Origin of the sequence: Paenibacillus sp. BGI2013, assembly GCF_002843485.1 — a bacterium.
Lineage (GTDB): Bacteria > Bacillota > Bacilli > Paenibacillales > Paenibacillaceae > Paenibacillus > Paenibacillus amylolyticus.
In genome coordinates this window covers 19,643-46,571 of the sequence record NZ_PJFA01000021.1, presented here as the reverse complement: position 1 = coordinate 46,571, position 26,929 = coordinate 19,643, and the positions used below count along the sequence as shown (strand labels likewise).

Sequence of the window (26,929 nt, the reverse complement as noted above, 5' to 3'; positions counted from 1 at the left end):
CATCTTGTGAATCGTCTATTTATAACAGTTAACATAACAATCCTGCTGGATGATAACCCTAGCCTACTTCGGCTAATTTAAGCTGACTTGCCCGTCTCTCCAAGGATGGCATCTGCCTGTTGTTCAGCCATTTTGGCGGCTGTTTCCTTGGTACCAAGACCATTAAACAGCAGGTTCATGAAGATCGCCGTGAAGCTGCCTGCAATGATACCATTACCGAGCATAATCTGAGCCCAGGCCGGTGCACCTGCGAACAACTCAGGCACAACGGTAACACCCAGGCCCATACCTACAGAACAAGCGATGACAAACAGATTTTCATGTCGGTTCAGATCAACCTGACTGCCGATAATTCGAATGCCTGATGATACCACCATGCCAAACAAGGCCACCATGGCTCCGCCAAGTACTGCCCCTGGAACGAGCTGTGCGAGGGCTGCAATTTTTGGTACAAATCCAATGACCACCAGGATTCCACCAGCCACCACAATGACATCACGTGTCTTCACACGTGTCATCTGTACAAGTCCTACATTTTGCGAATACGTTGTATACGGGAACGAGTTGAAAATCCCGCCTAACACAATGGCTAGACCCTCTGCGCGATAACCGCGCGCCAGATCCTTGGACGACAGGTCCTTGTCCAGGATTTTGCCCAGAGCCATAAATACACCTGTGGACTCGGCCACGCTGACAATCGCCACCAGAATCATCGTCAGGATCGGTACAATCTCAAATGTCGGTGTACCGAAGTAAAACGGCTGAACAACGTGGAACCAACTTGCATCGCGGATAGGAGCAAAATTAACCTCGCCCATAAACCCTGCTGCAATCGTACCTACAAGCAGACCAATCAATACTGAGATGGAACGGATAAAACCGGTTGTAAAACGAGTCATTAGAATGATAAAGAGCAGCACGCCGAAGCCGAGCATTAGATTAACTCCGCTACCAAAATCTTCTGATCCCTGACCGCCGCCCAGATCGTGGAAAGCAACGGGAATCAAGGTTAAACCGATGATCGTAACCACCGAACCCGTAACCACTGGTGGAAAGAGCCGAATAAGCTTCCCAAAGATTCCGGAGAAGATCAATACGAACAGCCCTGAGGCAATAATCGCTCCGTAAATGGCAGATACTCCACTGTTCATCCCGATTAGGATCATCGGGGACACAGCCTGGAATGCACAGCCGAGCATGACAGGCAGCCCTACGCCGAAATATTTATTTCCCCATACCTGAAGCAGTGTAGCCACACCACATGCGAGCAAGTCAATGGCAATGAGATAGGTTAGTTGTTCCTGTGTAAAACCCAATGCGTTACTGACGATCAATGGAACGACAACAGCTCCTGCATACATCGCAAGCACGTGCTGTAATCCGAGTGAGAACGTTTTGATTGGATGCCGATGCCGTTGAAAGATACGTTCGCGTGCCATATTAGTTCGTGCCCTCCTCGTCCGCAAATGTAACCTGTCCATCCGACAGTGCCCCGATGCGAACCAATGATTCCACACGGTATCCTGCTTCTTTCAGCAAGCGACCTCCCGGCTGGAATGCTTTTTCAATCACAATACCGATACCCACCACTTCGGCTCCAACCTGCTCCACAATGCGAGCCAGACCAAATGCTGCTTCGCCATTCGCCAGAAAATCATCAATGATCAGCACGCGATCACCAGGCTTCATGAACTTCTTGGCAACGGTAATTTCATTGGTCTCCTGCTTCGTGAAGGAGTAGACCTTCTCTACCAGAATGTCTTCCGTCAGTGTGAGCGACTTCTGCTTCCGTGCAAAGATCAGCGGCACGTTCAGCTCCAACGCAGTCATGATACCTGGGGCGATCCCTGACGACTCAATCGTCAGCACGCGAGTAATATTCTCGCCTTCAAAGCGGCGAATGAACTCCTTGCCCACTTCCTTCATCAAAACCGGGTCCATCTGGTGGTTCAGGAATGAATCCACTTTGAGTACTTGCTCGGACAGGACAATACCTTCCTGTCTCACCTTGTCTTTTAACAATTGCATTGTAATTCTTCCCCCTGAATGCCCTCCGCACAGAAGCTCACATGCTCTTCCAATCGCATGGTAAAAAAGCAAAAAGCCCGCCTTTTCACACGCTGCGGAATAACCGGAGACGGGAAAGACGGACTTGTACGTATATGGACAAGCCGTATGGATGCTGCAAGTGTGCTGGATGGACAGAATGACAGGAGTTCAATCCTGCTCTGAGAAACCTCAAACAGTGTAATCGGAAACAGATAAAAGCCACTTGAACCTGCTCTTCAGTCAAACTGTCTGAGAATGATCTCATGCCAACCCTACAAAACATTGCAACATCTTTCCCGTAGTCCGATCATTCCGGTGATCAGGTAGAGACATGCAGGCCTATTCCTGCACATATACGAGTAACGGCATATTTAATTTTTTGGCTCCATGATTCGTTACAATGTATGATCGCGAACCTGAATGTAAAAGGTTAAACATAACTGACAATGTTAGAAGTATACCGAATCAACGCCGTGAAATAAAGAAGTATTTTCATGGAAGTTGCGGAAACTTGTCTTAATTTGCAAACAGGGGGTGATTGGAATCTATTTTTTATGTACAATATGAGAACGGAAGCGCGGATCTGAACGGAGAATGGATGGAAACGCGGCCTAGATTTTGAATCGAATGATCAAAGGAGATATGTAAACATGAAAGGCGTACTTAACGAATTCAAGGAATTTGCCGTCCGCGGCAACGTCATCGATCTGGCGGTCGGTGTCATTATTGGGGCTGCTTTTGGTAAAATCGTCACATCCCTTGTGAATGATATCATCATGCCCCCGGTTGGAAAACTGATGGGTGGAATCGACTTCAGTCAGAAAATCATCAACCTGGACCGGGATATCAAAACAGCAAACGGACAGGACATCACCACCCTCGCTCAAGCCAACGAAGCTGGGGCTACCGTGATTGCTTATGGACAATTCATCAACGTCATGATTGATTTTCTTATCGTTGCGTTCTGTATCTTCATGCTTGTGAAGGGCATCAACTATCTGAAAAGCAAAGAACACAAAAAGCCCGAGCCGCAAAAAACGACCAAGGCTTGCAAGTATTGCCTATCGGAAATTCCAGCCGCAGCTACCCGCTGCTCGCACTGTACTTCAGAGCTCGAAGCTGAAGGCAACGGCGCTCTAGCATAATTACAATGAACGTTTAAAGACGCACCGAGTTGAATTACGGATAAATCCTGATGCGGGGGACAACCTCTTACTTGCTAGGGTTTATGTATGAAAAGCTAGCCATATGGGCTTCATTAACTATGGGTTGCGTAGCTTAAAGGTTTGAAGGTTCCACCGTAAAGGTGGGGCCTTTTTTGTGCCTATCATACATGTATTACATATGCTCCCCCATGAATTTCATTCGCGGCCATGCTCATGAATTAGAAGCGGCGTGGCAACAAATGCTCCAGGATCGACTTCAGATCCTTATCTTCCTTGTAAACTTCTTCCCCAGTATCAAGCTCTGTCACGCGAATATATTCAAAGTTTGCCGAAGCATCCACTGGCTTGAATAACAACTGGGCCTCATCTTCCAAACGTACATTAAATCCCATATCCTTAAACATGCTGCTTAACTGACTGTTAGCCGGTTCCTGACCTTGCCCTACAAATATAAGTCCTCTAAGACTTTTACGTTCCTGAGGTTGCGGATAAATCACCTGAAAGTGTACAATGCATTCCATACGATGGTTCCCCTTTCGTTTAAAACATACTTTGTGAAATTTTGAACTTTAAAATCTGCTATATAAGGAGATACGTTTCATGACCCCAGAACGTTTCGACATTTATGACGATCAGCAAAATTGGATCGGCACTTCACTACGCATCGAGGTCCATGCCAAAGGATATTGGCACCGTTCATTCCACTGCTGGATCGTGCGTGACGAAGGCGAGCAGCGACAGGTTCTTTTTCAGCGGCGGCGTGATATTAAGGATACCTTTCCCGGATGTTACGACATTACAGCAGCAGGTCATCTCACCGCAGGTGAACAACTGCAAGACGCCAGTCGTGAGCTGGAGGAAGAACTGGGTGTTTATACTCCATTCGAGGCACTAACCTATCTACTCACGGCTACACAGCAGCTCCAAGGAGAGGTGCGTGGTGTCCCATTCATAGATCGGGAGTTCAGCGCCGTCTATGGATTATGTCTGAACCAGCGGCTCGAAGCCTACGTTCTGCAGCCTAGCGAGGTGGATAGCCTGTATGAAGTGCCGCTGGATGATCTACTCGCTTTGTTTCGTAATGAGATCGACGTCATTCAAGCTACCGGAGTTCAGACTCAGCCGTCTAGTGATCATGCAGCTGATGAACCGGAACGTATCGTTCGCGAGATTCGGGCAACGGAATTTGTACCCCATGGTACAGCTTATTATACGGATGTGCTCGAAGCTCTATATCACGTGCCCAAAGAGTGATCGTGTACAATCCTGTCCAACCCGATCCAGTTCAATCGAATGTTCATAGCTTCATTTTCTCAAAAATAGCATAACTTCATACCTTTACTATCGACTTGACTAGGAACAGATGCTGTGACGAACATCACTGTCATATCTCAAACCAGCACAAACAGGCGTCTGCCTTCGGGCAGCGCCTGCTTTATGTACACACGTATTCGTTTCGTCAAGATAGATACCTTTGTGCTGGCATGTTCACTCCATCAGAGGTGAATTAGTCGCCGATCTGTCTAGCTCTGGTCACCTTCTCCTGAAGGAGAAGACCAATAACGCGCAGAGAGTTCTTCGTACCGGTGCCCATAGCGGGACTCCAGTTCCTCCCCCATATCCTGTTCCAGTTCGTACAACACCAGCTCTTGAGCAAAATGATTCAGCAGCAGTCCGGTCATTACCGGATGCTCCGTCACTACTGCCTGTGTGGCGCATGATTCACCGCGCATGCCCAGCATGCACCAGCGGCGATCGACCACCAGGGAAAATTTCCGACCATTACCTGTACCATACATAGGCAAACCCGGCCAAGGGACAGGCTGATCGAGCATGCCTTCGCCACCATCACACGACCATAACAGCCGCACACCGCGAGCTTCAGCCTGCTGTAAGTCATTACGTAGCAGCTCTGCCTCTTCACGCCAAACGTCTACGACAATCTCATGCTGAGCCTCGGCCAATTCACGGCTCAGATTCTCAAACACATTTTTGTCACCTTCGACGTTATAGAAGACAGGCTTCTCCGGTTCACTTTTGGGCATGCTGCTCTGAACATAGTCCAGCGAGGTACGCATTTGATCGGAGATCATACGTGTCATCTCCTCTGGCTTCAGCACACTATACTTCGCCGGTTCCCCAGGACTACACCGCAAGAATCCACGCTGTTCCAGCCGTTGCAGGGTCGCATATACATTGGAACGGGACACGCCCAGCCGCTTCGCAACCTCATATCCTGAGGCTGATCCCTGACGGGCGAGTTCCACCATAATTTTAGATTCCATCTCGGTAAACCCGAGATGACGCAAATGATGCAGCAGTTGGTCCATATTCCCGTCCCCCCATGCTGTCAGCAACCCGCACTGCCTCACACTGATGCGGCAGTGCTTCTACTGCATCAGATCAGATCTGTTCGGCACCACAGCGCGGGCACCACTTCGACCCTTTGGGCAGCTCGGCTGCACAAATCTGACAATTCACCATTTCGCGTGATACTTCGGTCTGTACGTCCACCGTGTTCACGATCGGGTTGTTTTCTTTCCAGTAGCGGATGCGTTCGTCCAGTTCCTGCTGACGCTCACGTTCCCGTTGCATCTCTTCATCTCTGCGACGTTCCCACTCGGCATCAAACGCTTCCTTTTCTTCCTGGGTAAATTCCGTACTGTTATATTCCGATTCCGTTTCCAGATCCGCTATGGACGGAATGACCGTATGGTACGGCTCGTCTTCCTCCAGTTCCAACTCAGGTGGCGCATCGTAGAAGTCCGGCTCTGGAGTTGGGGTCTGAGCTACAGCTGCCTCCTGTCTTGCGGCTGTGGTGGCTCCTGCAACTCCTGCTGCTACTTTAGGCGCTGCTGTCTTGAGTTCACCCAACTTACGTCCGCATTTAGGGCAGAAGTTGGCATCCAGGGAAGCGACGTGTCCACACTCGCACAACCGTTCGTTCTTAAGTTGTGCAATCTTGTTGCGCAGACCATCAATCTCGTCCTGCAATTCGTCGCAGAGTTGCGACAGATCCACCATCTCTTTTTCTGCACGCGTCATATCCTGTGCCCGATAACCCTCATAGAAGATGCGACCCATATCTGTAAAATGGACTTCCTGTTCCTGTTGCAAGCCCACAATCTGGTTGTTCAGTTTCCCAATCTCAACGGCGTGTTGGGCACGCTCTGTTGCTTTGTTCGCTCCGTCTTTGATGCGCTGAAGCAGTTTCATGACCATTCCTCCTCTGTCCCGTCAAAACCAATATTATCATTTCTATTTAGTAGTAAATTAGCATATTACATCCTTCATGCAAAATGCTCAGGCATATAACTTATACGATATCATGCCAAAAAGTTGCGTAATCTCGTGCAGGTGCCCGTTTTATACCGATACTGGATGAAATCGGGGGCTTTCGTCAAGACCATATGTTCGGGTATAATGAAGCTTTGACCATACTTAACCGCCTGATTAGGCGACTAACTCTATCATACCAATTTACAATGCGATTGTGAAAAGGGCAAATGGTTTACTTTTAGCCGGGATAGTCCTATCCCTGAATGCATACAGAGGTGGATGAAACATGTTAAGTCCGAACTCAACGTTCTACCCCCGTCCGCTCGGGGTTACCCCGGCGGCGTCCCTGCCCCAGTCCCCGTCTGCTCCGCTGGAGACCAGTCGGCAACTCGTGGGTAATGAGCAACAGGATGCCTTTTATTTTCGCTCGCTGGAAGAGGCCGGCATCAAGTTAAACGCACCACAAATCTCGGCAGTCCGTCACGGCAGAGGACCGATTCTGACGCTCGCCGGAGCCGGTTGTGGCAAAACAACTGTACTGGCTGCAAGAGCCGGCTACCTCATAGAGGTCAGCGGCGTACATGCAGGCAGTATCCTGCTGGTGACGTTCACGAACAAAGCCGCCACCGAGATGAAAGACCGGATCGCCGCATTGCCAGGCATACGCCCGGCAGCCGCGAGAGCCGTACAGGCTCGCACCTTCCACTCTTTTGCGCTGACATTATTGCGTCATTACGGTGTGCAGGAAGAGATCTTTGGCGAGTCGCGAGCCCAGCATACGGTGCTGAAGATGCTTCTTCGCCAAAATGGCATGAGTGAAGCCTTCCAACCTGAAAGTCTGCTGGCTATGCTGTCCGCATGGAAGATGCAAGGATTGGAAACAACCGATCTGCCTGAAAAATCGCAGGAAGAACGCGATGCCAAGCGTGTTCTGCTTGGTTACGAAGCCTGGAAGCAGGATCGCGGCAAAATGGATTTTGATGATATTTTACTGCGGGCAGCCGCGCTACTTCGTGATCCTGCTGTTCTGGGGCCGCTTCAGAAGCGTTTCCAGTACATTATGGTGGATGAGTTCCAGGATACCAACCATCTCCAGTATGAAATTGTGCAAAAACTGGCTTCCGCTCACCGCAATCTGATGGTTGTGGGAGACGATGACCAGACGATCTATACCTTTAATGGCGCACGCCAGGAATCAATTTTGGAATTCGATAAAGTATACCCCGGTGCACGCATTGTGACGCTGGATATCAATTATCGTAGTGATGCACGCATTCTGGGACTCGGAAGTGAACTGGTCGCCCGCAATAAACGCAGACGTGACAAACGGCTACGTGCCGCTGGAAACCGCGGCGATGCCCCCCGTTTCGCTACACCCTCCAATGCGGAGGAAGAAGCAGCGTGGGTCGTAAACCAGCTGTGCCAGCAGGTTGAAGAAGGACAACACACCTATCGCGATATTGCGATTCTTCACCGGACAGCCAGCAGCAGCCGGGCTGTATTCGAGCAGCTTGTGTTGAAAGATGTGCCTTTTGTACAGCATGGTGCTTCTCCGGTGTTCTACGACCAGTCTCTCATCAGACCCCTGATGGATCATTTGCGTCTGTCTCTTGATCCACGTGCCATGGATGCTCTCCCCAGTGCACTAGGACCACTCTATGTATCACGCGATGCAGGGCTGGAGTGGATTCAGCGCTGTGAACAACAACAGGCGAAGAAATATCCGCTCATCCATCTGGTGAAATGGGACAAGCTAAAACCGTTCCAGCAGGAACAGGTCAAGGAGCGCATCAAGCTGATCAAATCACTGCACAAACTAAAACCCATCATCGCCATTCAGGAAATGCGCAGGCAGTTCTACGACAAGTATATGGAAAGTGGTGATCCCAGCATCTTCACCCATTATAAGGAAACGATGCTGGAAACTCTGGATGAATTCGAAGCTGCTGTCAAAAAATTCGAAACGGTAGAAGAGTTCATCCAATTCGCGGATGAGCTGTCCCGCAGACACCGTGAGATGGAATCTTTGCGTCGTGCGCAGGATAGTGACGCGGTACAGCTGATGACCATTCACCGGGCCAAAGGACTGGAGTTCCCTTGTGTGTACTGGATCGGAGCCAGTGAAGGCATTGTGCCTCACAGTACCGCACTGCGTCAGGATATTCCTGAGGATCAGAAAGCTGCGCTTGCTGTGCAGCAGACAGATGCCGAACTGGACATGGCGCTGGAGGAAGAACGCAGGCTCGCCTACGTTGCCATCACACGGGCCAAGCAGTACTTGTATGTCACCTCACCGGCGAGCCATCACGGAAAACCAGCGGATGTGTCCCGTTTCCTGCTTGAAGCCTTCGGCATGGAAGTACCGGACAAACGCAAACCTCGTGAGGAGAGCCGGACGAGCAGTCAGGCTTCATATGGTAAAGGCAACGGACAGTATGCCCGCTCGTCCGGCTCAGGTGCCCGTTCCGAAGGTCGGGATGTGGCACAGCGTCGTGCCATCAGCCACAGTGACCGTCGTGACTATGAGGTCCACAACGAACGTGATGAGGATCGCCTCGGTGAACGGCGTGGCAGTGGTGAAATTCGCAACCATAAGGCATTCAGCACTCCGGGTGTGAGTCAGACAGCTGCGAGTTCCTCCAGTTCGCAGTCGCACACTTCAGGTTCAGGTAATGCTGAGCGTACGGAGACCGTTGCGATCTGGAAATGCAGTTCGTCCACCTGCAAAGCGTGGCTAAGACAGAAACCGGCTGTACCTTCAAAAGCAACCAAGAAGGCATCATCGGGTCCACCTGCCTGCCCTCTATGTTCAGGATCGATGGAGGCCGGTACTCGCCAGGTTCCTGTAACGGGGAGATTTGGGAAATAACTCAAAGGAAGAGGTCCCTTAGGAGTTAGCGATGAACCATCACTCGTGTCATGGCTGGTCATATGTGACTGAACATGTGGATGAGTAAATAACACACGAGCATAGTAGCTCGTTTCAGGGCGCTTTTTGCTGTTTATTAACAGTAGAAGCGTCTTTTTTCCATTTCAGAATGGGGGTTGGAATATGCAGGACGGCAAACAACATCTGTATGTATCGGTAACACATAATCTTATTGAGCAAACAAAGAACGAATCTACACCCTTTGAGGTGTTGGTGGATGACGAACAGTTGGGCCGATTGAAAGATCTGATGAAGGTGCTGGAGGATGACGATGCCTATACATTGCAACGGGCTCCGGTACCCTACAAATCAGCAGACCACGATGAGGCAACAGAGCAATTTTCGGATGGCATGACCTTGCTGTACACCTTTCTGTATGACCATGGCACGCCGGACTCCCGGCAGGCGATTGAGAGCATGAACGTGCTTCCAAGGCTGCAGGATACGGATTATGATGACCCTGGATACGAGAATTCACCACTGAATAAATGACCTGATGCCAAAAAGCATGCGTAACCGCAGATCACGCGGAAGACGCATGCTTTTTAATATGCCGAAGGACAACTGCCATGTAAAACGAACTCAATCCAGACGAATCTCCTGCCCTTTCTCAGCGGATTCGTAGATTCCGCACAACATGCGCGTGGAAGCCACACCATCCGCAATTGGGCTGATCGGCTCTGTACCGTTCAGGCAGCAATCCACAAAGTGGTCAATCTGGTTCTGGAATGCACTATGAATATGGAGACCCGTATTGTCCGTCTGGGGTTCAATATTCAGGATGGTATTATTTTTCTCCGTGACGATCAGTGTCTCCGGCTCCAGTTCGAACCCACCACGCTCTCCGTATAATTTCACCGAAGATTCATCTCCACGTGCATGCAGGGTAAAGCTCACATCCACCGCCAGCGAAGCCCCGTTTTCAAACCGAATAAGTGCATTTGCCATATCTTCTACGTCATTCACAGCTGCGCTGTAGTCGGCTGCTTTGTAAAAAGAAAGATGTTCGATATGGGAACGATTGCCCAACTTCCGATACGTATTACCACTGACCGAAACAGGTTTCGGCCTGCCCATGAGGTACCAACATTGGTCGATAATATGTACGCCGAGATCAATCAGAGGGCCGCCGCCGGAACGGCTTTTATCAGCAAACCATCCGCCTGGATTGCCGTGACGCCGCAGAATGGAGGCTTTGGCATAATACAGTTCACCAAACTCCCCGGCATCAATGAATCTGCGCATCATCTGCATATTGTTATCATAACGCCGCACAAAACCAACGATAAACGTACGTCCACTCTTCTTCACCGCTTCTTCAATCCGGAGCGCATCTTCCACATTGGTTGCGACCGGTTTCTCCAGCAACACATGCTTGCCTGCCTCCAGTGCAGCAATGGCAAATTCGGCGTGTGTATTATTCCAGGTACAGATACTGACGGCATCCACATGCGGGTCCTCCAGCATCTCCCGATAATCGGTATACACGGATTGGGCATCATACTTCTGCGCAGCAGCCTTAGCCCGTTCTTCGTTCAGATCGCAGATGGCATAGATGACGGCATCCTCGTTTTTGGCATAACACCTCATATGAAGATCCGATATTGATCCTGTACCGATCATTCCGATGTGCAACATTTGTTTTGTGCTCATCATCGTCCTCCCTTCCTTTTCCACAGCTTCCACAACATCTTATTGTCTAGTCTGCCCGCAGCATGCCTTCGTAAATACCCGGCGTTGAATTTTCAATCTTCACGGCACCCAGCGTCCGGGCATAGAAATCCACAGGTCCCGCTGATCCGATAATCGCATACCCGTAACCGTCCGCCTTCATCGCATGCATACAGGCCAGTAACAAGGCTGTGCCTATACCTTTGCCTCGTGCATCCTGGCTCACACCTGTCGGTCCGAAGAAGTTGCGACATGTCGCTTCGTAACAGGCAAATCCAATCATTTTCCCATGCTCAACCGCAATATAACAGGACACCGGCTGACGCGCAAAAGCGACATCACATTCATCCACCCAAGCCTGACTAAAATGTGACCTCACCCAATCCAGTACAAGCTGTTTCTCTGGGGCAATGGCTCTTCGAATCACAATGGAGGATTCCTCCAACGCTCTCAGTCCACTCTCTTGCTCCGGTAAACGATAGAGCGCTACCAACATATCACTCATCTAATCCGTTCCTCCTCGTACTTGAATGTGAAATAGGACAAAGGTTTGGCCACTTACCTGAAATTAACCTGATCCTGCTGCGGATAACCTGCAATACATGCGATATTTCTAATTTAAACTAACCTACCGCTTACATTCATTGCATTTCAACTGCAACACTTAGACGATTTGTCCCGTCTATTAACTTGAAGCGCGGCCCTAAGGAAGATTTTACCGCGTCAGTACACAGATTAGAAGGGATGAATATTGATGAACAACAACATGAAAAAAGTAAGTGCACTGATGGCCCTATCCATGGCATTGGGTGGTGGAGCCGCTTATGCAGCAACACTGGACAACACAAAACCAGTCCATCAAACATCCGTTTCAGCAGATAGTAACGCAGCGAGTGTAGTAAACGTATCCGTGAATGGCGCAGCCATCTCTGATGGTTATTGGAACAAAGATGGCAAAGTAGCCATGATCCCGCTGCGTGATCTTACCGACGCACTGGGTATTGAACTGGAATGGAATAAAGAAACTAAAACTGCAGAGCTGACTCGCGGTGCTCTCTGGACACAGGTAATCACAGGCAAGGATCAATATTCCGTGAATAAAATGTCGCTCACGCTGGGTACAGCGCCCGAAATCACAGGCGGCAAATTGTATGTACCGGTTTCTTTTGCTGAGAAAGCACTGCATGGACAAGTGAACACAACCGGAAATCAGGTGACTATCTCCAGTGAAGAGGACGTGAAGACGGTCACTGAGCGTGGTGTCATTACCAGAATCTCGAACCAAGATAAATATCAGTCCATCCAGATTGGCGGTGCAGGTACGGATGGTATTGTGCTCAATCTGAGCGATGAGACAAAATTCATCTCAGTTGAGGGAAAAGAGATTGCACTGACTGATCTGGCCATTGGCATGAACGTGGAAGCTGAGCATTCCCTGATCACCACCCGCAGTTTGCCACCACAAACGCCGACCTATACAGTCACTGTGTTGGATGCGGCTACAGCATCTGAGGCACAACCTAAAGAGCTTCTGGGTACAGCGGGTACAATTGAAAATGTAACATCAGCTGAAGGCAGCATCTCACAGATTGAGATTACAGGTACACGGTTAACAGAAACAGCTCCTGACCATGTCGTGCTGAACATTGCTAAAGACACGCTGATCGTGAACCACGAAGGTGAAACGGTGAAAGCTGAAGAACTCACCAAAGGCGCTAAAGTCATTGGGTTCTACAGCCCTATGTTGACACGCAGCCTGCCTCCAATCGGAACAGCTTGGAAAGTGGTTGTTGAAACACCTGCAGCAGAGCTGGAAGCGAAATAATACGGTTAGAAAAACGTCTGACTGAAACACATGTTATATGTTGTTGCAGACGACCGTGTGCATCGCTTAGCGCGGGGTCATGAGTGTGGAGCGTCATAATGACCAGCCATCCGCATGTAGCTCCTGGCGCGCGGTGTAATGAGTTTGGCGCATCAAGAGCTCAGCCGTGCGGCCAGGCGGCGAAGTCAATTCAAAATAGCCTTATCCGCTTGTCTTCTGACAAGCATGGATAAGGTTGTTTTTTTGTTTTGGTTTTGGTTTTTGGTTTTGTTCTGGTTCTGGTTCTGGTTCTGGTTTTTTAGAGTGTGTCTACAAACTGCTTCAAACCGAAGGGTATCTGAAACTTGTCCGGAGCAGACACGTGCGATGTGCACTGCATACGAAATGCATTGCTTACCGAATGTAAGAGCAAGCGGAGTTAACGCTAAGGAATCTCAGGCACGCTAATTTGAATAAATAGCTATTTATAGCATTTTTATCAGAGAAATTTGGGAAATAACGTGTCTGAAGTTCTTTACATTTTAGCAAGAGGACCTGATGGCCAAATAAGACGTCCTGTGTTCCTTAGATATCTTCTGGATAACGGTCAGAATCAATCGGCTTGGGTTTCATCTTCAACAATCGCTTCCACTTCAATCTCAACCATCAACAAGGGATCAATGAGTGCGCTAACTTCAACCATGGTGGCTACAGGCTGGATCTGTCCAAAAAATTCACCGTGCGCCTTGCCAACTTCCTCCCATCTGGAGATATCGGTCACAAACATCCGGGTTCTCACCACATGCGACATGTCAGCCCCCAGTTCTTTCAGTGCATTCTCGATCGTCTGCAAAACGAACCTTGTCTGTGCATACGGATCACCTGCCCCAACAACTACACCATCTTGCATCGCGGTTGTACCCGCCACTTCAATTCGGTTCCCTACACGGATGGCACGGCAATATCCCACCAATGGTTCCCATGGGGAGCCCGTAAATACCTGCTGTCTGCTCATTCTCTCGTCCCTCGCTTTGGTTGTATTTGTCTCTTCGGATTAAACATGAATTATATCAGTCCCCCATCATCTCAGACAATGGAATCAAGTTTAATTCTATCTTAACTCCATTAACATTTTTGCACAGAAAAAAATCCCCTGAATGACTGCCCATTGGTTAGATCAAGGACGGTTCATTCGGGGATTTATGAGAATTAGGATTTTTGAGAATTAGTATTAGTATCTTTTCTTTAAGGATGAAACATCCAAATTACAACTTGATATTAGCCTCATCGAAGTATTCTTCCAGAGTTAACCCACTCTTCGCCACATCCGGTGCCAAATCTGTACCGATGTACCGGATATGCCAAGGCTCATAGACGTAACCTGTGGTATCTTCTTCACCTTGTAGATAACGGATGACATATCCGTATTCTGCAGCATGTTCAGCCAACCACTGGCCTTCCTTCGATGTGCCAAATACCTCTTCCAGCACATTGCCCACACTCGGACTCGATACATCGATGGCAAGACCCGTCTGATGTTCGCTTCGGCCTGGCACAGAGCTCACACGATCTGTGTATTCTTGACCTTTGGTTTTGACATTATTGTTATAGATGGATACCTGACGCTGATATGAACGATAACCGGACACCGCACGAAGCTCAATGCCATCCGCTTTTGCACCTGCAAACAACTTCTCCAGTGCCTCCGCAGCTTCCTTGCGCATATGCCGCTTCTCGTGTGGTTCGTCGAAGGAGAACGGTACATTCGGCTCTACCAGATCGTTCGGCTCGTAACCGTCAGGCAGACTCCGTTGTTTGTTCACAATGACGGTCATAGACTCGGCATTGGTCACCACAGATTGTGCATCAATCGTCGTTTGCAGTGCGCTGATACTGCGTTTCTCCAGCAATGGATCTTCCCCTGTCGCTCCATTACCATTGTCCGAAGAGCCCTGCCCTTCGCCCGCTGAAGCATTCCCAGACTCGCTATCCGTGCCTTCACCGCTGTTGCCAGAAGATGATGTGTCATCCCCGCCAGCATTGTCGCCATCCGTTCCTTTATCCTCCGTAAAATGAACCGTTGTGCCGTCCGTCTCCTGTTGTGTGTTACCTGTTCCATTCGGATTCTGGCTCTCCTCTGTGCCTGAACCGTTCTGGCACGCGGCAAGCAATGCTCCGCATATCATCAATGAGGACAGCATAACCACCATGCGGCGCTGTCTTCCTGTAGTTGATTTCATGTAAAAACTCCTATCGCAATAATATAAATGTTATATAGTTCTCAGCGTGCAATGTTCCCTGCGACAGTATACCTTAATTGGGAGCGAAGCTCCACCGGTAAAGACCTCCTTTAGAAGAGATCCGAATGAACATATACGGGCTGTACAGCCTGTATGATCGTTTTTTGGACTTTTAGAGCTACATCCCTGTGCTGTACACAATAGAATTGAAATGGGAATATACCTTCATATATCCAATATGCAAAAAATTGATTATACCGAGATGCACTTTATTAATGAGCATTAGCATTGTTGGATAAAGACAAAATTCATCTTGTACCGGGAAATGAATTAAATCAAATAATGCAACATGCTGCAATAAAAACAAGCAGGGGTGATCTGAGATCTCCCCCGCTCTGATGGGTGCATCATTTGGTTGCTGGGCTGTCCGTCTTCTTCTGGACAGCCTGCCACATCCGCGCGGCTACACGCTCGCGGATCAAATCCAGCCCTGCGGTGGCTGGCACGCCCGGCAGCAGCGCCGTCAGCTCCGGCAAGGCCGGCGGCTTGCCCGGCTGCGCGAGGCGCACCTCAACGGCGCCAAAGCCCGGCCCCGGCTGGTGCATGGCGCCGTCCGCGGCAGCCTCGGCGATCCACTCGCCGACGGCAGCGCCGCCTTCGCCGCCGCGCACTTGCGGGCGGCCAGCCGTTTCCGCTGCGCGGCCGGGGCCGCTGGGATCATGGGCGAGTTCCTCCGCCCATGCCCCCAGCACGCCGGCGAGCAGCGCTTCGCGCGGCAGGCCGGCGTGCGCCAGCTGCAGCAGCGGCTCGGCCGCGAGGCGCGCGGCTACGGCGCGCTCAGCGGCCGCGGCATGCGCGCAGCTCGGGCGGCCGCAGGTGCACGCCACGGCCGCGCTGGCCGTTGCTGCGCCTGGCGAGCCCTCGGGCGCTTGCGTAGCCGGCAGCAGCCCGGCGAGCTCCTCGGACGCCGGGCCGCCGCGCAGCAGGGCGTACAGCGTCAGCGGGCGCTTGCGCAGCTGAGCCAGTACAGCCTCGCGCTGGGCTTCGCTCAGTCGCGCGGGCGTTCCCGTGACCGTGAACATGCCTGCGGCCGATCCGGTCTTGCCCTCAACAGCGGAAGCGGAAACGGAAACTTCCTGGTCCGCTTCCGCTGCTGTATTTACTTCTGCTGTCCATCCACCGGGGGACATATGCAGCTCGATCTTCCATTTTTCGCTCACAATAATCCCCCTTTCTCAACATCTATATTCCCCTGAATGTTCAAGGTCACAGCCACGTCTCACCCTGAAGAGAAATCAGGCCACGCAGCTCATCATCCGACATCTCGGTCAGCCAGTTCTCACCCGAACCAACGACCTGCTCGGAGAGTGCCTTCTTGCTCTCAATCAGCTCATCAATCCGTTCTTCCAGTGTTCCCTGACAGATCAACTTATGCACCTGCACGTTGCGATTCTGCCCGATTCGGAATACACGGTCCGTCGCCTGATTCTCAACCGCAGGATTCCACCACCGATCATAGTGAACGACATGACTCGCTCGTGTCAGATTCAGACCCACACCTCCGGCACGAAGAGATAGAACAAACATGGACGGCCCCTCTCCTTTTTGGAAAGTCTCCACCATATCATCTCTTTGTGCCTTCGACACACCGCCGTGCAGGAAATAAGGTTCTTCCTCATATCGCTGTTTCAACCTCGATACCAGCAGATCTCCCATAGCAACATACTGCGTGAAGATCAGAGCCGATTCCCCGTTATCACGGATGGCGTCCAGCAGCTCAAGCAAACGTTCCATCTTACCAGATGCCTCAGCCTTGCCGTGGTCTTTCCGATTGCTGTCCGCCAGCACCGGATGATCACAGATCTGCTTGAGCTTGGTCAGGGAGGACAGAACAATCCCCTTCCGGGCAATGCCATTTCTGCCGTCCAGACCACCCATCAGATCATCCACCACACGCTGGTACAACACCGTCTGCTCCGGCGTCAGAGAACAATAGGATTTCAGTTCAAGCTTCTCTGGCAGATCCTTGCGAATATCCGGATCACTTTTCAGCCTGCGCAGCATGAATGGAGATACCAGTCGATGAAGCTCACGCAAGGATGCTGCATTTTCTTCGGATGGCCCCAGTCCCGTATACCGCTGGCGGAACGATGAAGCTGTGCCCAGATACCCCGGATTGAGAAACTGGAAAATCGACCAAAGTTCGCTCAGCCGGTTCTCTACAGGCGTTCCCGTCATCGCAATACGATGAAGTGTAGACAGGCGCATTACGCTTTGCGCTTGTTTGGTACGGTAGTTCTTAATATATTGTGCCTCATCCAGCACAATGGTGGACCAGTGCAACGAAGCCAGATCCGGGCCATCTCTGCCTGCCAGATGATAGGTCGTCAGTACAATGTCATGCGTCTGCGCTTCTGCCTGGAATTCGTTCCCGTGCAGCCGTTGTCCGCCATGATGAATATATAGCGACAGATCCGGGGCAAACCGCTTCAGCTCACGCTGCCAGTTTCCAAGCAGCGAGGTAGGACACACAATAAGTGCAGGCAGATGAACAGGCTGTTCATTCGTGTGCTGATCCGCCGGGAATGAATCATCTGATCCATTCAACAGCTCATTCTCACGGGCTTCCTCTTCAGCGGCCTGGCGTTCCTCGTGTTTGCGGTCCAGCAGACAGGTAATTACCTGAATCGTCTTCCCAAGTCCCATATCGTCCGCCAGACATACGCCAAAGCCCAGCTCACGCATCGCGGATAACCATTGGTAACCTCGTTCCTGATAAGGTCTTAGTTCACCATGCAATTCTGCCGGAACCTGACGAGGCTCAATACTGCGAAGCACCTGTCCATCGAGCAGGAAAGCAAGCATCCCATCAGATTCGGCACCAAAGACGGAGAGGCCCTTCCATGCGGAATCCTCCCCTTCATCCGCTGCCAGATGCAGCCATTCGGAGAGAGGCATATATTGTTCTTCTTCTTTTTTCATGTAACGCAGAACTTGACGAATCTCTTTTGTATCCACTTCAATCCATTCACCACGGAACATGACATACGGAACTGTGGATTCAGCCAATGCTGCCAGTTCCTCCGCCGTGACCGGTTTACCATCCAGCATAGGTTCCGCCTTGAAAGCAACCAATTGTTCCATGCCCAGTGCCGATGTGGCTCCAGGCAACCGCTCTGTTCCCCGATTCAACATCTGCAGACGCAGTCCCGCACGACGTTTCCCGGCACGACTCCACCTTGAAGGCATGAGAACAGTTATCCCGGCCTTCTGCAAACGTGGAACCGCATGCGTGAGAAATTCAAAGAAACCCTGCTGCTCCAGCTTAATTTCCTCCGGACGAGCGGTAAGCAGCGCTGTCTCCAGTTCAGGTGCCAGTTCTGCTGCTTGCCCGAGTGCCATCAATAATTGCTCTGCCGCCGAGGTATATAACACCTTCCCTCGGTCCAGATCTCGCTCTGGATGTGCCCAGATAGTCCGTGCAGGCAACCTCAAGCTTGGTTCCTGCTCACTGTCCGCCCAAAAGCTGATCCCCCAGATCGTTTCATGTTCGCCCAGCGGCGGCTCCAAGCGGAGCACCAGCTTCAATTGGCCTTCAGCAGGCGCCATCTCTTCTGCTCCCACAATTGGCATTGACGTTCCACCAACTTCTTGCAACGTATGAATAAACGCTGTCATATCGTCCGTCGGCCCTTGCACCGTCACAGGACGGAACATCGAGATCAGACTGTTCCACCAGAGTTCGGCTACTGGCGAAGATCCACGTCGATATGGGGTGCGGTAACGGGACAGTTCACTGTCCATGCCCTCCAGTTCACTTGTCACCACAGCATGAATCATGCCACTCATGAATGAAAATAATACCGCAGCCCCTGCTTCTTCACGCGTTTCCGGTTCCAATGAAGCATAAGCTCCAGGAGCAGCCAATCCAATCGGAGGCATCGCTTCAGCAAGATCGCGGAAGCGTTCAATGTCCTCCTCCTGCTGCAAACGTGGCCGCCATACGCCTGTTAATGTCTCTTGCCCGGTCCGTCGCCGTGCTCCGGTCTTTGCTGCGAATTCAGCCGATGGAGCAATTGCTCCCCGCAACAGCAGCTCCTGTGTGAACTGCGCCGCCTTGATCCAGTAACGCATCTCTTCTCCAACCTGAATTCCGGCTGCATTTAACAAACGGTCATCCCATTGCAACAGCAGCCTGAAGGCATCCTTGGGCGAGACTGCCAATCCTTCCAATGTGCGTCCCAGCAGTTGACGCCGCTTCGTGTTCTTCGCTTCAGCCGTGTTCCTCAGCGGATTCGGCCAGCGCAGCTCCGCAAGACGCAGAGCGGCAGGCTGAAACAGACGACCCCCGTCGCCAAAATTCAACCTTCTTACCACGTGGCTCCATGCATCCACACGTGGTTCCGATGTTTCACCGGAAAAACAAAAAAATACGTCACCAAGCCATACTCCATACAGCGATTGCATCATTAAAGTCTCCCGTCATCCCTTCGCATTGTTACTCTCCATCATATACGAAAATGACCGGATTTAAAAACCTTTGCCCATAAAAAGTGGTTATTTCAATGGTTAGGGGGTGTCTCAAAACGCCCTAGAGGCACAAAAAAATGTCCCTTCACCCTAAAAGCGGATGAGGAACATTTGGGTAAACCGAAGGATAATACTGAATATTGAAAGAATTACGGATTGTTATACTCCTATGATCTGATCAAGCTGCCCAGCAATACATCCAGGTTCAAAATACCTGCACGATGATCTTCACAGAACCCGATCTTGTCAAAAACGCCAAGCATGAAACGGCGGTGTTCCTCAGCTGGTTCCTCGAAACGATCATAACTTACGACAGAATCGACCATATCTACGATAAGCGGTACAAATCCACCTTTGTAAGGCACCACAATAATACGTGTAGAAGTGGTATCCTCCTGGTCTGGCATGCCTAACAATACACGAAGACTCACCACCGAAACGACCTTACCGTACAGCGAAGCAAAACCTCGGATCTCCGGGCTTCCAAATGGAACTGTTGTTACCTGTACCATTCTGATGATCTCATGAACTTCATCAATTCGTAGTGCAAAGATCTGGTCTCCTACCGAAAAATTAATATATTGCATTCCCTCGTCCATAGTTATCCCCATATCCTCTCATTCCGTATAATCAGATCATTATAAAATATAAAAACAAAACCACATGAAGAGCACTTTATTTGGCTAAGTGACCTGCTTGTGGTTCGCATTCACCAAGTCACCACAGGTACTTTCGTCCCACTAGATGTTACTTTGGTGTATCGGTTATTTTTGATCAAATGTTTAGGCTTCAGATCAATTTTGCCAACTTCAACAGACGTTGCATTACGGTTGCTGTCTCCGCTCTGCTCATTTGCCCTGCTGTGGAGGGTGGTGGAAATCAGTCGTTTTAATATTGAGCGTAAGTAACCTGACATCGGATTAAAAAATTATATTCAAAAAAAGACCAAAGATCAGCTTTATGCCGATTTTTGGTCTTTTTTATCCCCATATATTATGGATCTGTTTCTATGTTTTCAAATACTTGGAACAAAAAAGCGTTATTCCTGTGGATAACTTGTTTAATTACTCCAAAACGACTGTTTTATCGCATGAAAACACGAGTTATACCTGATTTGTGGATAAGTTGTGCACATATTGCACACATGCTGTGGATATCTTTGGCGTTTCATGTGGATATTCATTAATTTAATGTGGACATGTTGTGTATTTGTTTGTAAATCTGACGTAAAATCCGAATTTCCGCTTCAGTTATCCATTACTGTGGACACGTTGTGGACATGCCCAATTTCCTTCGCTGTAGTTATTCGACCAATTCACCCTGACGCATGATCAGCCTGTCATCGATGTACACGTCCGGCTTTTGTACAACTGCATCAATATGAACACCTGCGGCAATCGTTCCACCAAATGTGTTATTGCTGCCAAAGGCCACATGAATTGTGCCGTACACCTTCTCATCTTCCAGCACCACACCCGTGATTCGTGCCTTGTTATTGGTACCGATCCCGAATTCGCCGAGAAAACGACCATCCCCCTCACCCAGCGTTTCCAGTAATTGAGCCCCATCAGGTCCTTCAGCTGACACCAACCGTCCTTCACTAACGGTCAATAACATCGGTTCACGGAGTGCCCCAATTCCAGCAACGGAACCATCTACAACAATACTGCCCTCGCCCTTGCCCTCAACGGGAGCAATATAAGCTTCTCCTGACGGCAAGTTGCCCGATTCACCAGGGTTCAAATACATACCTGTGCTTGGTACACCGTTACGATCTTCAATGGAAAAGGAAAGACTATGGCCCTGCTTCTCTATTCGCACATGGCGACCTGCGGTTAATAGAGCCGTTACCTTCTCGGTCAACGCCTTTACTTGCGAATATTCAGCTGTAATGGCTCCGTTCATAAACATATCCTCTGTCATGCCAGGCATGGTTGCCACTCGGGTCCCTGAAGCAGCGGCTTTTTTGCGTGCTTGGGTATGTGTTACTGAATATTTTGTTACACACACGGCTACATCTGCTCGAATCATGGCCTCTGCAATCGGCGCAGGTGGCTCTTCTCCAGATCTGCTGCGTTCCTTCATGATTAACAGGACCGACTCTGCACCAAGTGCTTTGCCTGCCTCATAGATGGATTCAGCCAGATCCCGTTTCATATCGTCTGCGATAACTACCAGATTCTCTCCGCTACGCAGTCCGAGACATTCGGTTAGCACATTTTTACTGATTTCCACACGTTGCTTGCTCATACATTCATCTCTCCTGTCTTTGGTTCAGCTCTCAAAAGTCGACTTGACCCTTTCGACAATTGGCACGGGATTCCTGCATGTCCAAACCTGAACTCACCTTAAGGTATCGGCCCATTCGGCGAGAATTGCAGCTGTTTCCTTATACTGAAACGTCGGAAAGTAATGTCCATAGGGTACATCTATCCGTTTGACCTGTGAGTTCATATCCTGGGGATAGTGATATTCCTGATCTTGATTGGCCCATACAACTAATACATTCTTGGCATAATGCTGACTTTCCATTTTCGCCCACAACGTTGATCTGGCGCCTTTCCTCTGACCCGAGTGGATCCAGCGCAATAAGTCTGCATGTGCTCCTGCAATGCGAGGGGACTGGAGACTGGAGCGTATTCTCTTGCCCATGGTATCGGCCATAACACTGCTGTCGCCTACGCCGCTATGTGAACTGAACATTTGATTCCAACTTTTCTCCGATCTGCCACGCAGCAGGGAGCGCATCACCCCTCTTGGCAAACGAGAAATCCATCTCAGCACATTCGGATTCGAATTGTTAGCTACTGGCTGAAGCAACCCCAGTCGAATGTCTGTCCGCCCGCTACGCATCTGTGCCGCAGCTGCAATAGCAGCCCCGATCGAATGACCAACCAGCTTCACCGGACCTTCAAACTCGCCAAGAGCCGTAAGCAGTGCATCCACCTGACCTTCAAACGCTTCATCCCCCTGATGCACCGGAGACCGTCCGAATCCAGCGAGATCGATTAACCATACCGGGTTCCCGGTCCGGTCCCTAAGCTGTTTTCCTAAAGGTAACATCTCATCCGCAGATTGAAGCAAACCATGTACAATAATCCAAGGCTCTCCCTCACCCTCCCAACCAAGCATAGCCATATTTCCACTTCGAGACCGATTATAATCTGTCGGAAAACCCTCAGGTAACGGCGTATACCGAAGACGATAGTCTAGATCGGCTGTAACCAGCGGAAGCTGTTCCCGGATGTCCGGCCAGGATTGCCCCATACGTGTGAACAGAGCCTCCGTCTCTTCAACCGGGAATGACCTGTTGGTAATAAAAGCAACCGACTCCGTTGGAACACCACTGATGCGTGAACCACCTGATTTCATGATCCATTGAATCCATGGTAGTGGCACAGCCCCTTTCGGCTTGGGTACGTCCAATTGCTGCGCCAAGAGTTGCAGCAGTTCCTTCATATTGGGATTGTCTTCCCTCCGAGCCAACAGTGGATAAGTTCCTCCGACTGGAGCGGCTTCACTGGATAGAAAAACAAGCGTCTGTGCAACAAGGTCATTCTCCACAAGCGGTAACCAATAGGATGAACCTCCCGGCACTACCGGCATAAGTCCTTTCTGAATCGCCTGAATGAGCAGCCCAATCCCACCCGTTTGCTCGGTTTCACCTGTGGGACGTGGCCCAACCACTGTACTCGGATTTACAACGGATAAGGGATAGTGATGCTGTTCAGCATGCTCGCGAATGTGCAGATCGGCATGGAACTTCATCTCTTCATATGCACTTTCATTGTTATCCACATGCTCAACCTGTAGATAATTCCCCTGTTCATTCCGCTCTCCATAAGGACTCATATAACCAACAACGTGGATAAAGTGTCTCAATCCATGAGTAGAGTGGATTTCCTGTGCTAGCTGTGCCACTTCTCTGGCCCCGTTCATGAATATCTGCTCGGCTACTTTTCGTTCCAAAGTGACGTCCATCGTTCCACCCGCGTGAATGATCACATTTGCTTCAAGAGCACGCTCCCGATCTACTGCGGTAAGGCCAAGACCCGACATGGATAAATCACCTGTAATAAAGGTAATCCGCTTGAAATCCTTCACTCCATAAGCCTTCAGCACAGTTCTGGCTCGCTGTTCCGAACGAACCAGCAAGAGCAATTGTGCGTCTCCCTGCGTGAGTTGTTTGACCGTTTCTTTGCCGATAAAACCTGTGCTTCCTGTCATAAAAATGGTCTTGGCTGCAATATCAGACTTGCGTATTACCTGATTCATGTTTGTTGAATGTACATTCATTCTGTTACGGCTCCTTTTAGTACTGTATAGTACTAGTTATATTCAAAAAAAGAGCTTCGATTAACGAAGCATCTGACAAAACGTACGTGCCGATTGTTCTATAATCCCTACATCACGGGCAGTTCCCGCTAGGATTAGTGAACCTTCCAGTGCTGCAATAAACAACAACGCAGCTGGTCCCGGTTCGATTTCTTTGCGAAATTCACCGCGATCCAAACCTTGCTGAAACAACTTCTCCACCATAGGTCTAAGCTCACGAAAGAATCTGGATATGCTTTCCTTCACTTGGGGTGCACTGTCCGGTGTCTGCATATATAACGTAACAAAGGGACAGCTCCCTTCGTAATTTCGGCCCTCAATACCTGCCGACAGCAATGCCATAAATGAGTAAATACGCTCCTCCACTCCTCGTTCACGCTGACTGAGCAGCAGGTACAGCTCCGACTCATACTGGGCAATCCAGTATTGTACCACGGCCTGGAGCAGCTCCTCCTTGTTTTTAAAATGATAATAAATATTTGACTTGGATACCCCACTCACTCGCACGACCTCATCCATGCTGACGTAGCTGTACCCCTGACGCAGAAATAATTGTGCCGCCACTTCAACTGCCTTGGTCCGGTTCACCGGATTGGAACTTTTGGATTTGGCAGGTCCCGTATTCATTTTTGAATTTGTCATACTTAGTACTATACAGTACTAATCAGTTGAAAACAAGTATTTCTGTTAACAAAAGAGGACCTCCTACTCCAATTACTCCATACTTGTCCACATTTAGAGTGTAATACACACAGGATATCCACATATAGTATTAACTCTGTGTTAAATACGTCATGAAATCGTTAAATTACTTTCGGGTTATCCACATTTCAGGAATATAGGTGACTTTGAACTTTTCAGAGAGCGTTATTGGCTCCTCGGAAAAACAAAAACAGGCCAACCAGAATAATATTTCTGGCTAACCTGTTTCCAATTGACTTATTTATCTAATAGACTAACTTTTCTATCCAAAAATTTCTGAACCGTTTTTGGTAACCTGTGGATACCGTCCATGATCCGGATTATTTTTTCAGACTATCCCAGTTCTGTTGCAATGCGTCGAGCAATCCGGCTTTATCCGATTTGCCTGCAACGTAAGCCTGAATTGTGCTGCCATACTCTTGTGGAACCCCTTCAGGGAAACGGTTGAAGTTCCAGCTGAGTGTTTTATTTTCCTGGCTATACTTCATGATCTCTGTGGCGAGGTCACCCAGATCCTCTTCGGATGCCGTGATGGAACTGAACGCCGGAATGAATTTGAATTCTTTTGTCATGTATTGTTTCCCGATATCCGAAGTTACGAGCCACTCCAAAAACTCTTTTGCTTCCGGTTTCACTTGAGAGTTCTTGTTCACAACCCAATAGTTCGGTACACCGACAAATAATTTGTCATTGGGTTCATTGTTAATTGGCATTGGGAGGATACCCAGATTCAGATCTGGATCGATTCCATCGATCTGTACTTGAGTCCAGTTTCCTTGTTGCATCATCGCCGCTTCTCCACTCGCAAACAACGTAACTTGCGTATTGTAGTCGGTTGTCAGCGGGTTTTTGTTGCTGTATTTCAGCGTTAAGTCGAGCAAGTTGATCCAGTCGGCGAACACTTGGTTCCCAGGAATCTTCTCCGTACTTTCGTTGAGTCCTTGGATGAATTTAACCGGATCTGCCTGATTTGCAAATGCGACGTTTACGTTATGATTGCCCAGCACCCACCACTCTTGATATCCATTAGAGAATGGGGTAATGCCTGCGGCTTGAAGTTTCTGTGCAGCTTGATCCAATTGTTCCAGTGTCGTTGGAATTTCGGTAATACCTGCTTTTTGGAAGAGGTCTTTGTTATAAATGAAACCATAACCCTCCAGCGCGAGCGGCTGTCCGTAGAGTTTGCCATCTTTGGTCATTGGCTCTTTGGCTACTTCAAGTGCATCCTTGGCCCATGATTCTCCAGACAGATCTTCCAGATATTCAAGCCATGTATCCAATTCACGATAACCACCTACGTTGAAAATGTCCGGTTGTTCGCCAGCGGCAAACTTGGCTTTTAATGCAGCACCGTAGTCACTGCCGCCACCTACAGTCTGAATGTCCAGTTTGACACCTGGATGGGAGGATTCATATTCCGCTTTGAGACGATTGAGTGCTTCCGCGATTTCGACTTTGAATTGGAAGATCTTAATGGTTTTATCTCCAGCAGCAGCCTCGCCACCACCTTGAGCATCCGTGTTGACCGGACTGCCACTCTTGTCCCCATTGCCACAACCCGCGAGCATTACCGAAAAAGCAATCAACATAAGCAACGTCAACTTTGTCATTCTTTTCATACATACACTCTCCCTATAGTAGTTTCAGTATAACCGTTCCACTAATGAATATTTACACTGGCACTCCGATGACAGAATAACCTTCCCTTGAAGTGTGTTTTCATTCTAACGAACCGAGCCCACGTAATTCGCACCTATTTGCACAGGCTCCCATTCTAACGAATCACAGCGATGTTATTCCGTCGATTTGATCCAATTTTAAGGCTCTGGCGCCCTTTTGTACCCGAATAACGTTGCTGAGATTCGTTACAATTTGTATTCCTTGATTATCCACCTATTAAGATGCGGTGGATTCGTTAGCGCTTTGAAAAAGGAGCATACCCTCACTCTGTAGAAGAAGTTCCTGGCCATATAAGCTTCTTCCTTGGTCTTTTCTCTTTATTGCTCTTTCCCCAGGAGTCATGCCCAAGCTATGCGGGCATGACTCCCTTTGCACACCTCCGTGCGAGGTGGGAGCAAAGGGATCAGGATGCGATGTAGGAGCGGAGCGTTCGCCTTTGATACTCGGTGGCTTCCTTGCCCTAATACATTCAGGCCACCGAGGAGCAACAGCGACCGAAAGCGCAACTTGATCCCGCAGCGACCTGCACTCGCACTCCGCCACA

At 49.5% G+C, this 26,929-nt stretch carries 22 protein-coding genes and 1 riboswitch; of the genes, 6 read left to right on the top strand and 16 right to left on the bottom strand.

The genetic code is table 11. From position 1 onward, the window contains the following. Positions 1–77 precede the first annotated feature (77 nt). Positions 78–1,439 (bottom strand): nucleobase:cation symporter-2 family protein, encoded by a 1,362-nt coding sequence (locus CXK86_RS29815; protein ID WP_076329702.1) that lies wholly within the window; start codon positions 1,437–1,439, stop codon positions 78–80. Between the two features lies 1 nt (position 1,440). After that, positions 1,441–2,028 carry a xanthine phosphoribosyltransferase gene (locus CXK86_RS29810; protein WP_036613196.1) on the bottom strand — a complete coding sequence of 196 codons (588 nt, stop codon included), beginning with the start codon at positions 2,026–2,028 and terminating at the stop codon, positions 1,441–1,443. 57 nt (positions 2,029–2,085) lie between these two features. Between CXK86_RS29810 and CXK86_RS32360 the strand changes: the two genes are divergently transcribed. Together CXK86_RS32360 and mscL are read left to right on the top strand one after the other, a co-directional pair. Then, positions 2,086–2,232 (top strand): hypothetical protein, encoded by a 147-nt coding sequence (locus tag CXK86_RS32360; protein WP_157116037.1) that lies wholly within the window; start codon positions 2,086–2,088, stop codon positions 2,230–2,232. A 96-nt stretch (positions 2,233–2,328) separates the two neighbouring features. Next, positions 2,329–2,428, bottom strand: a riboswitch (purine riboswitch). Between the two features lie 271 nt (positions 2,429–2,699). After that, a complete protein-coding gene (mscL, locus tag CXK86_RS29805) occupies positions 2,700–3,194 on the top strand; it encodes a large conductance mechanosensitive channel protein MscL (protein WP_101315037.1) in 495 nt (164 codons plus the stop codon). Positions 3,195–3,433: 239 nt separating this feature from the next. Here the strand turns inward: mscL and CXK86_RS29800 are convergent, their stop codons facing one another. Continuing rightward, positions 3,434–3,736: a hypothetical protein gene (locus CXK86_RS29800; RefSeq protein WP_017690846.1), complete on the bottom strand. Its 303-nt coding sequence runs from the start codon at positions 3,734–3,736 to the stop codon at positions 3,434–3,436. A gap of 79 nt (positions 3,737–3,815) precedes the next feature. Here CXK86_RS29800 and CXK86_RS29795 point away from each other — a divergent pair, with 79 nt between their 5' ends. Continuing rightward, the gene (locus CXK86_RS29795) at positions 3,816–4,469 is read left to right on the top strand and encodes an NUDIX hydrolase (RefSeq protein ID WP_101315036.1); all 654 of its coding nucleotides are present in this window, start codon (positions 3,816–3,818) and stop codon (positions 4,467–4,469) included. Between the two features lie 269 nt (positions 4,470–4,738). Here CXK86_RS29795 and CXK86_RS29790 read toward each other — a convergent pair whose 3' ends face one another. Together CXK86_RS29790 and CXK86_RS29785 are read right to left on the bottom strand one after the other, a co-directional pair. Then, a complete protein-coding gene (locus tag CXK86_RS29790; RefSeq protein WP_101315035.1) occupies positions 4,739–5,545 on the bottom strand; it encodes a TrmB family transcriptional regulator in 807 nt (268 codons plus the stop codon). Between the two features lie 73 nt (positions 5,546–5,618). Continuing rightward, on the bottom strand, positions 5,619–6,431 hold the full coding sequence (locus CXK86_RS29785) for a zinc ribbon domain-containing protein (RefSeq protein ID WP_074093341.1): 813 nt from the start codon (positions 6,429–6,431) through the stop codon (positions 5,619–5,621). Between the two features lie 349 nt (positions 6,432–6,780). Between CXK86_RS29785 and CXK86_RS29780 the strand changes: the two genes are divergently transcribed. Both CXK86_RS29780 and CXK86_RS29775 read left to right on the top strand, forming a co-directional pair. Then, positions 6,781–9,363 carry a UvrD-helicase domain-containing protein gene (locus CXK86_RS29780; protein WP_101315034.1) on the top strand — a complete coding sequence of 861 codons (2,583 nt, stop codon included), beginning with the start codon at positions 6,781–6,783 and terminating at the stop codon, positions 9,361–9,363. 183 nt (positions 9,364–9,546) lie between these two features. Then, on the top strand, positions 9,547–9,915 hold the full coding sequence (locus CXK86_RS29775) for a hypothetical protein (RefSeq protein ID WP_036613213.1): 369 nt from the start codon (positions 9,547–9,549) through the stop codon (positions 9,913–9,915). Positions 9,916–10,005: 90 nt separating this feature from the next. Here the strand turns inward: CXK86_RS29775 and CXK86_RS29770 are convergent, their stop codons facing one another. Next, on the bottom strand, positions 10,006–11,076 hold the full coding sequence (locus CXK86_RS29770) for a Gfo/Idh/MocA family protein (RefSeq protein ID WP_076254691.1): 1,071 nt from the start codon (positions 11,074–11,076) through the stop codon (positions 10,006–10,008). A gap of 46 nt (positions 11,077–11,122) precedes the next feature. Further along, positions 11,123–11,599, bottom strand: coding sequence for a GNAT family N-acetyltransferase (locus CXK86_RS29765; protein WP_076254689.1), 477 nt, complete (start codon positions 11,597–11,599; stop codon positions 11,123–11,125). Positions 11,600–11,860: 261 nt separating this feature from the next. On the opposite strand from CXK86_RS29765, the gene CXK86_RS29760 reads away from it, so the two are divergent. After that, a complete protein-coding gene (locus CXK86_RS29760) occupies positions 11,861–12,919 on the top strand; it encodes a copper amine oxidase N-terminal domain-containing protein (protein WP_180361901.1) in 1,059 nt (352 codons plus the stop codon). 592 nt (positions 12,920–13,511) lie between these two features. Here the strand turns inward: CXK86_RS29760 and CXK86_RS29755 are convergent. The 9 genes from CXK86_RS29755 to CXK86_RS29715 form a co-directional block, all read right to left on the bottom strand. Beyond that, positions 13,512–13,913, bottom strand: a complete 402-nt coding sequence (locus CXK86_RS29755) for a RidA family protein (RefSeq protein ID WP_047840278.1) — start codon at positions 13,911–13,913, stop codon at positions 13,512–13,514. Between the two features lie 250 nt (positions 13,914–14,163). After that, positions 14,164–15,138, bottom strand: coding sequence for a M15 family metallopeptidase (locus CXK86_RS29750; protein WP_076254686.1), 975 nt, complete (start codon positions 15,136–15,138; stop codon positions 14,164–14,166). Between the two features lie 407 nt (positions 15,139–15,545). Next, the gene (locus tag CXK86_RS29745) at positions 15,546–16,358 is read right to left on the bottom strand and encodes a hypothetical protein (RefSeq protein ID WP_101315033.1); all 813 of its coding nucleotides are present in this window, start codon (positions 16,356–16,358) and stop codon (positions 15,546–15,548) included. 46 nt (positions 16,359–16,404) lie between these two features. Next, complete coding sequence (locus tag CXK86_RS29740; RefSeq protein WP_076254682.1) at positions 16,405–19,608, bottom strand: DEAD/DEAH box helicase; 3,204 nt, start codon at positions 19,606–19,608, stop codon at positions 16,405–16,407. A gap of 227 nt (positions 19,609–19,835) precedes the next feature. Next, entirely contained in the window at positions 19,836–20,255 is a 420-nt protein-coding gene (locus tag CXK86_RS29735) for a chemotaxis protein CheW (protein ID WP_169480758.1), read from the bottom strand. 715 nt (positions 20,256–20,970) lie between these two features. After that, on the bottom strand, positions 20,971–21,918 hold the full coding sequence (locus CXK86_RS29730; RefSeq protein ID WP_076254680.1) for an aminopeptidase: 948 nt from the start codon (positions 21,916–21,918) through the stop codon (positions 20,971–20,973). Positions 21,919–22,011: 93 nt separating this feature from the next. After that, positions 22,012–23,964, bottom strand: a complete 1,953-nt coding sequence (locus tag CXK86_RS29725; protein WP_083685171.1) for an alpha/beta fold hydrolase — start codon at positions 23,962–23,964, stop codon at positions 22,012–22,014. Between the two features lie 60 nt (positions 23,965–24,024). Then, complete coding sequence (locus CXK86_RS29720; protein ID WP_036607516.1) at positions 24,025–24,591, bottom strand: TetR/AcrR family transcriptional regulator; 567 nt, start codon at positions 24,589–24,591, stop codon at positions 24,025–24,027. A 434-nt stretch (positions 24,592–25,025) separates the two neighbouring features. Beyond that, positions 25,026–26,324: an ABC transporter substrate-binding protein gene (locus CXK86_RS29715; protein ID WP_036607334.1), complete on the bottom strand. Its 1,299-nt coding sequence runs from the start codon at positions 26,322–26,324 to the stop codon at positions 25,026–25,028. Between the last annotated feature and the right edge of the window lie 605 nt (positions 26,325–26,929).

What these genes read in the sequence shown, in the direction of transcription:
- CXK86_RS29815 (WP_076329702.1), bottom strand. Translation starts at nt 1,439, where the DNA reads ATGGCACGCGAACGTATCTTTCAACGGCATCGGCATCCAATCAAAACG.
- CXK86_RS29810 (WP_036613196.1), bottom strand. Translation starts at nt 2,028, where the DNA reads ATGCAATTGTTAAAAGACAAGGTGAGACAGGAAGGTATTGTCCTGTCC.
- CXK86_RS32360 (WP_157116037.1), top strand. Translation starts at nt 2,086, where the DNA reads ATGGTAAAAAAGCAAAAAGCCCGCCTTTTCACACGCTGCGGAATAACC.
- mscL (WP_101315037.1), top strand. Translation starts at nt 2,700, where the DNA reads ATGAAAGGCGTACTTAACGAATTCAAGGAATTTGCCGTCCGCGGCAAC.
- CXK86_RS29800 (WP_017690846.1), bottom strand. Translation starts at nt 3,736, where the DNA reads ATGGAATGCATTGTACACTTTCAGGTGATTTATCCGCAACCTCAGGAA.
- CXK86_RS29795 (WP_101315036.1), top strand. Translation starts at nt 3,816, where the DNA reads ATGACCCCAGAACGTTTCGACATTTATGACGATCAGCAAAATTGGATC.
- CXK86_RS29790 (WP_101315035.1), bottom strand. Translation starts at nt 5,545, where the DNA reads ATGGACCAACTGCTGCATCATTTGCGTCATCTCGGGTTTACCGAGATG.
- CXK86_RS29785 (WP_074093341.1), bottom strand. Translation starts at nt 6,431, where the DNA reads ATGAAACTGCTTCAGCGCATCAAAGACGGAGCGAACAAAGCAACAGAG.
- CXK86_RS29780 (WP_101315034.1), top strand. Translation starts at nt 6,781, where the DNA reads ATGTTAAGTCCGAACTCAACGTTCTACCCCCGTCCGCTCGGGGTTACC.
- CXK86_RS29775 (WP_036613213.1), top strand. Translation starts at nt 9,547, where the DNA reads ATGCAGGACGGCAAACAACATCTGTATGTATCGGTAACACATAATCTT.
- CXK86_RS29770 (WP_076254691.1), bottom strand. Translation starts at nt 11,076, where the DNA reads ATGAGCACAAAACAAATGTTGCACATCGGAATGATCGGTACAGGATCA.
- CXK86_RS29765 (WP_076254689.1), bottom strand. Translation starts at nt 11,599, where the DNA reads ATGAGTGATATGTTGGTAGCGCTCTATCGTTTACCGGAGCAAGAGAGT.
- CXK86_RS29760 (WP_180361901.1), top strand. Translation starts at nt 11,861, where the DNA reads ATGAAAAAAGTAAGTGCACTGATGGCCCTATCCATGGCATTGGGTGGT.
- CXK86_RS29755 (WP_047840278.1), bottom strand. Translation starts at nt 13,913, where the DNA reads ATGAGCAGACAGCAGGTATTTACGGGCTCCCCATGGGAACCATTGGTG.
- CXK86_RS29750 (WP_076254686.1), bottom strand. Translation starts at nt 15,138, where the DNA reads ATGAAATCAACTACAGGAAGACAGCGCCGCATGGTGGTTATGCTGTCC.
- CXK86_RS29740 (WP_076254682.1), bottom strand. Translation starts at nt 19,608, where the DNA reads ATGATGCAATCGCTGTATGGAGTATGGCTTGGTGACGTATTTTTTTGT.
- CXK86_RS29735 (WP_169480758.1), bottom strand. Translation starts at nt 20,255, where the DNA reads ATGCAATATATTAATTTTTCGGTAGGAGACCAGATCTTTGCACTACGA.
- CXK86_RS29730 (WP_076254680.1), bottom strand. Translation starts at nt 21,918, where the DNA reads ATGAGCAAGCAACGTGTGGAAATCAGTAAAAATGTGCTAACCGAATGT.
- CXK86_RS29725 (WP_083685171.1), bottom strand. Translation starts at nt 23,964, where the DNA reads ATGAATGTACATTCAACAAACATGAATCAGGTAATACGCAAGTCTGAT.
- CXK86_RS29715 (WP_036607334.1), bottom strand. Translation starts at nt 26,324, where the DNA reads ATGAAAAGAATGACAAAGTTGACGTTGCTTATGTTGATTGCTTTTTCG.